Source organism: Aquiflexum sp. (assembly GCF_977115555.1).
The window spans coordinates 1-7,898 of the sequence record NZ_CDSBKL010000184.1 but is presented as its reverse complement, the minus strand read 5'-3'; the positions used below and the strand labels follow the sequence as shown (position 1 = coordinate 7,898).

Here is a 7,898-nt window from a genome sequence, read left to right as displayed (position 1 = left end):
TTGAAATGAACACAGGTATCTTTTTAAACTTTTTAACTGAAAAAAATGACCTTGCGAGTTAAAAATTTCAATTTCTTCATTTTGGAATCCAAAAAAAAAGCGCTTTCAAGATTGAAAGCGCTTTTTATGAATGATTTTCTAAGATTATTTTTTCAAATCACCTTTTACTTCTTCCATGATCTTTTCTACTTCTTTCACATCAATATTTTTATCCTTGGAGTGAAACGAAATAAGTTTTGCAAACGAACCACTGAAATACCCAGCAAGAAGATTCTTGATTGAAAAGCTTCGGTATTCGTCCTTAGATACTATAGGAAAATACTCATGTGATTTTCCATAGGCTTTGTGATTGACAAATCCTTTTCTTTCCAGAATTCTCACTATCGTGGAGACAGTGTTATAGGCTGGTTTGGGTTCAGACATTTTTTCTAGGATATCTTTCACGAAGCCTCGCTCGATATCCCACAGAATTTGCATAATCTGCTCTTCTGCGCGGGTTAGTTCTCTCATAATGTGTTTAAGTTTAAATTCGTTTCCAACTTATCCATTTAGTTTCTTAATTCCAAGCAAACTTTTTAAATATTTTTTTGAGTTCTTTAAAATAGAAATGAATGAGACCATATTTAGTTCTCTGAAATGGAATTAATTAAAAAAAATCATGAAAAAATCATGAAATACAAATATTAACCTTTTAACAGAAAGTATACCGATACAAAAATAAAAACCTCCATTTGGAGGTTTTTAAAGATGAATTATAACTATTTAGGCTAAATCGGCCTAAGTTTGATTATTCCTGTAGCGTGCAAAAGTTTTACTATTGGGTAGGTAGGATCAAATTCATACCATTTTACAGCAAAGTTTGGCCTGTTAGGTAATTTGTGGTGATTGTTCTGAAATAGTTCGCCAAGCATCAAAACGTCTAACAACAAGCTGTTTTTGGATTTGTCATTGTTGTCAAAGTTTGCATAACCATATTTGTGGCCGCTCCAGTTAACGATGGCACCATGTACCGGACCCATCATAAAGTGGATAGGTAATAAAAAGTACATCCACCAATGTGTTCCTGCCAATTCAAATACTGAAATACTTAACACATATACCAAGACATAAAACACACCCCAGCCAAGTCTTACAATCATTGTGTCTGCAAAAAGATCGAATTTATTCCAATCGGGAACATCTTTTGAAAACCTTTCCTCTGGTTTCAATTTAAAACTGAAGTAATCATTATAAATATTTTTTGTTTTCCACATCATGGTAAAAAGGTTCTCTGTATGGTGTGGACTATGGGGATCTTTTGGAGTATCACTGTAAGCATGATGCATTCTATGCAAAATAGCATATGCCCTCGGTGAGAGATATGAACTACCCTGACATGCCCAAGTAAAAATGTAAAAAAACTTTTCCCAATATTTATTCATTGAAAACATCTGATGGGCAGCATACCTATGGAGGAAGAAACTTTGGCAAAACAAGGAGAAATACCAATGCAAAAGGAAGAAAACGATTAAAATCACTTTTATGGGATTAAGATTATTATTGATTCTGTAAAGATATACTCAAAAATCAAAAATTTAAATCAAAGTTGTAGGAACGGAGTGTTAAATGATAAAAATCATCAAAATGGATTTATCTGGCTAGATCCTGATTTTAACCAAGGGTTTGAAATTAATTCATATTTTTAAAAAAAAATTGAAATCATGAGCAAATCCAGAGAGGCATTTCAGATTATCACGCAATTGGTCCTTGGGGCCATTTCTGTCCTAATAGCCCAATATATTCTCCCCGGAGTAGATGTTACAGATTTCTTTACGGCTTTGGTTGTGGCGGCATTATTGACTCTATTGAATTTGACCATCAAACCTATTCTCATTTTTCTGACTATACCGATTACAATTTTGACATTGGGTTTGTTTTTGCTTGCAGTGAATGCAATCCTTATTTTATTGGCTGCAGAAATTATTCCGGGATTTTCAGTCGATGGATTTTGGTGGGCTTTGTTGTTTAGCTTGATTCTTAGTCTCATCAATTCTCTTCTTGGAGTAAATTTGGGTCGGAGTCGCTAGTTTCAAAATTCATAAGAGGGTAGGGTTTGGTCATTTATCCGACGATAATAAGACTTCTCACCATTTTCATTTTTAAAAAAGTGTTTTTTATCTGATTTCTTGACATGTACCAGCAAAACAGATTTTTCTGTTTCAATATTTCTTTCATTCAGTTCAACTGTTTCTAGAATTTCAAACTGGAGAATGGGGGGAGGTTCACAATTTTCGGAAATAGCTTTTTCGACCATAAAAATTTCCTCTAGAGGATCTATTCCTATGATTTTTTTCTTGTCGGAAACTCCGATCACAATAATTCCTCCCTCAGTATTAGCAAAAGCAACCAAAGTTTTTGCGAATTTTTGGGGAGAATTTATCAATTGTTTAAAGTCAATTGTATCACTCTCTTTTCTTTTTAAGAGGGTTTTCAAAAATTCTTCATTTTTTTTTGGTAACAACATTTTTTTTTAATATAAAACCTTGTATTTTAAGTAATTAAATCAAAAAAGTTTAACTTCTGTGGTATATATGCTTTTAAGTCAGCAGAAACCGTTGTATGTTGTCAACAATTCCACAAACTTTTATAATATGAAATACCAAAATGAAGGTTTTGCACCAGAAACCATAGCAGCCTTAAAAAAAGAACTTGAAACCTCTAAGAAGAGTTTTAAGATTGTCCCCGGGGAGGATAATTCCGAGGAATTTGTTAATTTTTATTTTATTGGAATGCACGAAGGCAAAGAAGTAATCTACGATGCAGCCCTTTATACATTAAGGTTACATCATGCATCTGAAGTCTATGAGCTCGCAGAACATGAAGCCGCAAAGAAATTTTCCAATTTTAAGGGGATTCACTATGAGGAAGATGAGAATGGAAATCTCAAACCATTGAGCAGTGAGGAGGAAGAGATTGGTTGGTTTATGACTGAAATCATCATGGATATAGAAGAAGATGAATCGGTGAAAGTCCAGGAATTCGTCGATGTGGACATGAATCATGACTATGGGATAGGTTTGGATGCTGCATTGAATGTCGACGAAATAAATGAAAAGGTGATTTCGAAGTTTGTAAAAGAATTTAATGAAGACACTTTGGTTCTCGATGATACACTCTATGCTTTTCAGTCAGAGGAAGAAGATGTGGATGATTAGAAATATCGTATTGTCAAACCATTTTTGAAAACGCTTGTTAAACAACAAGCGTTTTTTATGTTATGCTCAAAATTGCCTGGTCCCCTGTTTATTGCCATCCTCTTCCGGAGGGACACAGATTCCCGATGGAGAAATACAACCTGATTCCTGAACAGCTTCTCTATGAAGGTACAGTCATGGAATCAAATTTTTTTACTCCCGAAAATTTGGATGATAAATGGATCCTAACAACCCACAGCCCATACTATTTTGCCAAATTAAAATCCTTGGGCTTAAGTAAATCAGAGATCAGAAAAACAGGCTTTCCCCTTAGTCAGCAATTGATTGAAAGGGAAATTCATATTATGAGTGGTTCTGTTCAGGCGGCAGTATTTGCTCTGGAATATGGCATAGCAATGAACGTGGCAGGTGGGACCCACCATGCTTTTGCAGACAGGGGAGAAGGCTTTTGTTTGTTGAATGATATTGCGATTGCTTCAAATTACCTTTTGGAAAACGGATTGTCCAAAAGAATTTTGGTTGTGGATTTGGATGTTCATCAGGGAAACGGAACAGCTAAAATATTTGAAAACAATCCATCTGTATTCACATTCAGCATGCATGGAGACTCCAATTATCCCTTGCATAAAGAAACTTCAGACCTCGATATCGGATTGCCTGATAAAATCGACGACTTCCAATACTTGAAAATTTTGAAAGAAACTTTACCAAAATTGATTGATTCCATTGAACCTGAATTCATTATGTACCAAAGTGGGGTGGATGTATTGGATTCAGACAAATTGGGTAGATTGGGGCTGTCTATAGCCGGCTGTAAAGAAAGAGATAAAACTGTTTTGGAATCGGCCAAAAAACACGCAATACCTATTATGTGCTGCATGGGAGGAGGATATTCCGAAAAGTTGAGCCTCATTGTAGAAGCACACGCCAACACTTTTAGACTTGCGCAAGACTTATACTTCTAAATATATGGAAACTTTAAAAAGAAAATGGCTTAGATATGCGGTGACTGGGATTCTGGTCATGGGTTTTGGATTGAGTGTAATGGGAGAGGCCATCATCGCAAAATCTTTAGAAAAACCGTTTATAACTTGGTTCTTGACAGGGACGGTCAGTTTGTCTTTGATTTTTGCGGGATTGTCGCTTTTTGGACAGGCTGTAGTTTACAAAACGCTGATTGATCAAAAGAAAAAAGATCTTTAACGGAAATTAACATTTGACCCCTCAAATAAAATTTGCAAAAAAGATACTTTGTTTATATTTGCGCCAATTAGAAAAAAGACAATCGTGAAAAAAACAGCAAAATTATTAGTCTTGGCGGGTATTTCAGCTTTGACTTTTTCTTCGTGTGACCAAGCTGGTAAAAGCACAGAAGGAACGGCATCAACCGAAACAAATGCGGAAGTAAGTGTGGCAGACCTGAAAGTTGCCTATGTATTGACCGACAGTGTGATCGCCAGATATACCTATTTCAAAGAGAAATCTGCAGAAATTACCCAAAAGGGAAAGAACTTTGAAAGTGAATTAGGATCAAGAGCAAAGGGATTTGAGCAGGAAGTAGCGAATTTTCAGCAGACAGCCCAAGCGATGACACCTAATCAAGCAAGAGCCAAACAAGATGAATTGGTGAAAAAAGAACAAAACCTGGTTACCTACAGAGATAACATCATGCAGGAATTGTCCGGAGACGAGTCAAAATTGTATAGCGATGTCTATGATCAGATCCAAGAATATTTGACTGAATATGCTGAGGCAAATAATTTAGAAATGGTCCTTTCTTATACTAGAGGTGGGGCAATTTGGTATTCAAATAAAGCTTTGGATATCACAGATATCGTGGTCGAAGGGATCAATAAGAAGTACGATGCTTCTAAAGTTCCGGCTCCTGCAAAATAAGTAATCCTGTTATTTTATGAAGCCCGGCACTTCCAGTCGGGCTTTTTTTATGTCTATTAAATTGGTACTTTTGCACCGAAAAATTCAACAATCACTTTATGAAAATCACAGAATTTTTAAAACATAACTTCAGACACTTCAATGCAGCAGCCTTGATCGATGCTGCGGAAGGGTACAAAACCCATTTGGACAACAATGGCAAAATGATGGTCACCTTGGCAGGAGCTATGTCCACGGCCGAGATGGGAATTTCACTTGCTGAAATGATCCGTCAAGACAAAATCCAGATTATTTCCTGTACAGGCGCCAACTTAGAAGAAGATGTTTTCAACCTTGTTGCTCATGATTATTATGAGAGAATTCCAAATTACAGGGAACTGTCTCCTGAGCAAGAACAGGATTTGTTAAACCGACACATGAACAGGGTTACAGACACCTGCATTCCTGAAATGGAAGCCATGAGACGGATAGAAAATGTGATTTTGGAGGAATGGGTAAAAGCTGACCAAGCCGGTGAAAGTTATTTCCCACACGAGTTTTTCTATAAAATCCTTTTATCAGGTAAGTTAGAGTCAAGTTATCAGATAGATCCAAAAAATTCATGGCTGTTGGAAGCTGCAAAAAAGAACCTTCCTATTATCGTTCCTGGATGGGAAGATTCAACGCTAGCCAACATGTTTGCAGGTCATGTAATCTCAGGTGATGTAAAGAATGTACATACTGTAAGGACAGGTATAGAATACATGATGTTTCTTGCAGAATGGTACACCCAAAACGCAAAAGACGAAAGTACTGTAGGATTTTTTCAAATTGGCGGGGGAATTGCTGGTGATTTCCCAATATGTGTTGTTCCGATGCTTCACCAGGATTTACAGAGAGACAATATACCGCTTTGGGGTTATTTCTGTCAGATTTCTGATTCTACGACTTCTTACGGATCCTATTCCGGAGCTGTACCAAACGAAAAGATAACCTGGGGCAAACTTGGACTTGACACACCAAAATTTATAATAGAATCAGATGCTACCATTGTAGCACCACTGATTTTTGCAATTGTCCTGGATCAATAAAATGAAATTAAAAAGTAACTGTATTTTATCAAAAGCAAGTGGGTTTTTCCTGCTTGCTTTTTTCCTTTTTTCGGCTGTATTCGGGCAAGAGATAAGCCCGATTAAGCCTTTAAATTCTCCCTACGATGAGCAGAACCCTGTTTTCTCTCCCAATGGTGAATTGTTTTTTACAATTGGATTTCATCCTGAAAACGCCGGAGGTCCAACAGATTTTGGGGACATCTGGTACAGCAAATTGGATGGTAATGGAGATTGGCAAGCCCCACAAAGAGTTCCTGATTTATCTACAACAGGAAACGATGTGCTTGTGGGTTTTTCAGATGCTTTGACTGCAATGGTTTACCATAGCGGCCAAAATGGAAAAAGACAGGGAATTCACCAATATTCACGATTTGGCAATTCTTGGAATTACCTCCGACCTGTAGAAATGGGTAATTTTAAGAACAATGGAACCTACTTCAGTGGCAGGCTTTCTTCAGATGGAAATATCATGATCATGTCCATGGCTTCCTTTGGGAGTTTTGGAAATGAAGATATCTATGTCAGTTTCAAACAATCAAATGATGTTTGGTCTTCCCCATTGAACCTTGGCTCTCAAGTCAATACTTTTGCCCAAGAGCATAGCCCATACCTGTCTGATGACCTTCAGACGCTTTATTTTTCTTCTAATTATATGGAAAACAGAAGAGGAAAGGATATTTATTTTTCCCAAAGAACCAGTTCATCTTGGGAAAAGTGGACTGCTCCTTCACCAGTCGAAAATACCAATACCCAAGGCTCTGAAATGGGATATGTAAAAATTCCGGGAGGAGAAAATAATGCTGTTTTTACAAGTACTAAAAACAGTGAGGGTTTTGGAGATTTTTTTGTAGTCAAATACCAGACCATTGAGCCATTACTTGCCAAAGAAGAAGTAATCACCAAACTTCCAATAGCAGTAGAATCGCAACCAAAAGCTGAAAGTTTTGTCGCATTGGAAAAGTCAGATACGCTTCTAGTTGAAAAAGACTCCAGCCAACTAATTATTCCAATAGTTACTGCTGATTCTGTAAATAGCGTCACGGAAATTATTCCAGAAGAAAAACTTGTAGACAACCCTGTCTTGCCTTCAAAAAAGAAAAGAGAAGATATTTTCATCCTTGATGCCTTAACCAAAAACCCGATAGCCTATAAAATTGAAATAGGCAATGATAGGGGAGTAAAAAAAGAGGTGTCAAGTCAAGAGCAACTTTGGGTTGAAATAGAAGAACCACAATGGGTTAACTTTACAATAAGTTCCAAAGGATACATTCCAAAACTATTGGATAAAAGCAGCCTGATGGAATTGGAAGGAAAAGAAATTTTGCTAAAACCAGCTGTAGCGGGAACGGCAATAATACTGGAAAACATTCAGTTTAACAGAGGAACTTCAGATTTTGCAGATTCCCGATCCATACAGGTTTTGGATGACTTTGTATTATTTCTCAAAGAAAATCCTGAAATCAAAATAAGGTTGGAAGGTCATACAGACAATGCAGGAGATCCATCCCTGAATAAAGACCTTTCCATGAAAAGAGCATCAAAAATCCGTGGCTATCTTACCATTAATGGGATTGAATTTGAAAGAGTCCGAATATCAGGTTGGGGAGGAACCCGTCCTATAGCCGATAACAATACTGAGGAAGGAAGAACAATCAACAGAAGGGTAGAATTATTGATTGAAAATTAGTTTTGATTCATCAAATAAGTTTAGATTTAT

At 36.7% G+C, this 7,898-nt stretch carries 10 protein-coding genes; 7 read left to right on the top strand and 3 right to left on the bottom strand.

Annotated elements, in window-relative coordinates:
* Window positions 1-144 precede the first annotated feature (144 nt).
* Both ACZFYI_RS11910 and ACZFYI_RS11905 read right to left on the bottom strand, forming a co-directional pair.
* A complete protein-coding gene (locus ACZFYI_RS11910; RefSeq protein WP_462524351.1) occupies window positions 145-510 on the bottom strand; it encodes a BlaI/MecI/CopY family transcriptional regulator in 366 nt (121 codons plus the stop codon).
* A gap of 257 nt (window positions 511-767) precedes the next feature.
* Window positions 768-1,517, bottom strand: a complete 750-nt coding sequence (locus ACZFYI_RS11905) for an acyl-CoA desaturase (RefSeq protein WP_462524350.1) — start codon at window positions 1,515-1,517, stop codon at window positions 768-770.
* A gap of 183 nt (window positions 1,518-1,700) precedes the next feature.
* On the opposite strand from ACZFYI_RS11905, the gene ACZFYI_RS11900 reads away from it, so the two are divergent.
* Entirely contained in the window at window positions 1,701-2,066 is a 366-nt protein-coding gene (locus tag ACZFYI_RS11900; protein WP_462524349.1) for a phage holin family protein, read from the top strand.
* 2 nt (window positions 2,067-2,068) lie between these two features.
* Here the strand turns inward: ACZFYI_RS11900 and ACZFYI_RS11895 are convergent, their stop codons facing one another.
* A complete protein-coding gene (locus tag ACZFYI_RS11895) occupies window positions 2,069-2,473 on the bottom strand; it encodes an AlbA family DNA-binding domain-containing protein (RefSeq protein ID WP_462524348.1) in 405 nt (134 codons plus the stop codon).
* A gap of 157 nt (window positions 2,474-2,630) precedes the next feature.
* On the opposite strand from ACZFYI_RS11895, the gene ACZFYI_RS11890 reads away from it, so the two are divergent.
* The 6 genes from ACZFYI_RS11890 (at window position 2,631) to ACZFYI_RS11865 (ending at window position 7,868) form a co-directional block, all read left to right on the top strand.
* Window positions 2,631-3,194 carry a hypothetical protein gene (locus ACZFYI_RS11890; protein ID WP_462524347.1) on the top strand — a complete coding sequence of 188 codons (564 nt, stop codon included), beginning with the start codon at window positions 2,631-2,633 and terminating at the stop codon, window positions 3,192-3,194.
* A 62-nt stretch (window positions 3,195-3,256) separates the two neighbouring features.
* Window positions 3,257-4,159 (top strand): histone deacetylase family protein, encoded by a 903-nt coding sequence (locus ACZFYI_RS11885; RefSeq protein ID WP_462524346.1) that lies wholly within the window; start codon window positions 3,257-3,259, stop codon window positions 4,157-4,159.
* Between the two features lie 4 nt (window positions 4,160-4,163).
* Window positions 4,164-4,397: a hypothetical protein gene (locus tag ACZFYI_RS11880; protein ID WP_462524345.1), complete on the top strand. Its 234-nt coding sequence runs from the start codon at window positions 4,164-4,166 to the stop codon at window positions 4,395-4,397.
* Between the two features lie 84 nt (window positions 4,398-4,481).
* A complete protein-coding gene (locus tag ACZFYI_RS11875) occupies window positions 4,482-5,090 on the top strand; it encodes an OmpH/Skp family outer membrane protein (RefSeq protein WP_462524344.1) in 609 nt (202 codons plus the stop codon).
* 98 nt (window positions 5,091-5,188) lie between these two features.
* A complete protein-coding gene (locus ACZFYI_RS11870; RefSeq protein ID WP_462524343.1) occupies window positions 5,189-6,160 on the top strand; it encodes a deoxyhypusine synthase family protein in 972 nt (323 codons plus the stop codon).
* A 1-nt stretch (window position 6,161) separates the two neighbouring features.
* On the top strand, window positions 6,162-7,868 hold the full coding sequence (locus ACZFYI_RS11865; RefSeq protein ID WP_462524342.1) for an OmpA family protein: 1,707 nt from the start codon (window positions 6,162-6,164) through the stop codon (window positions 7,866-7,868).
* Window positions 7,869-7,898 lie beyond the last annotated feature (30 nt).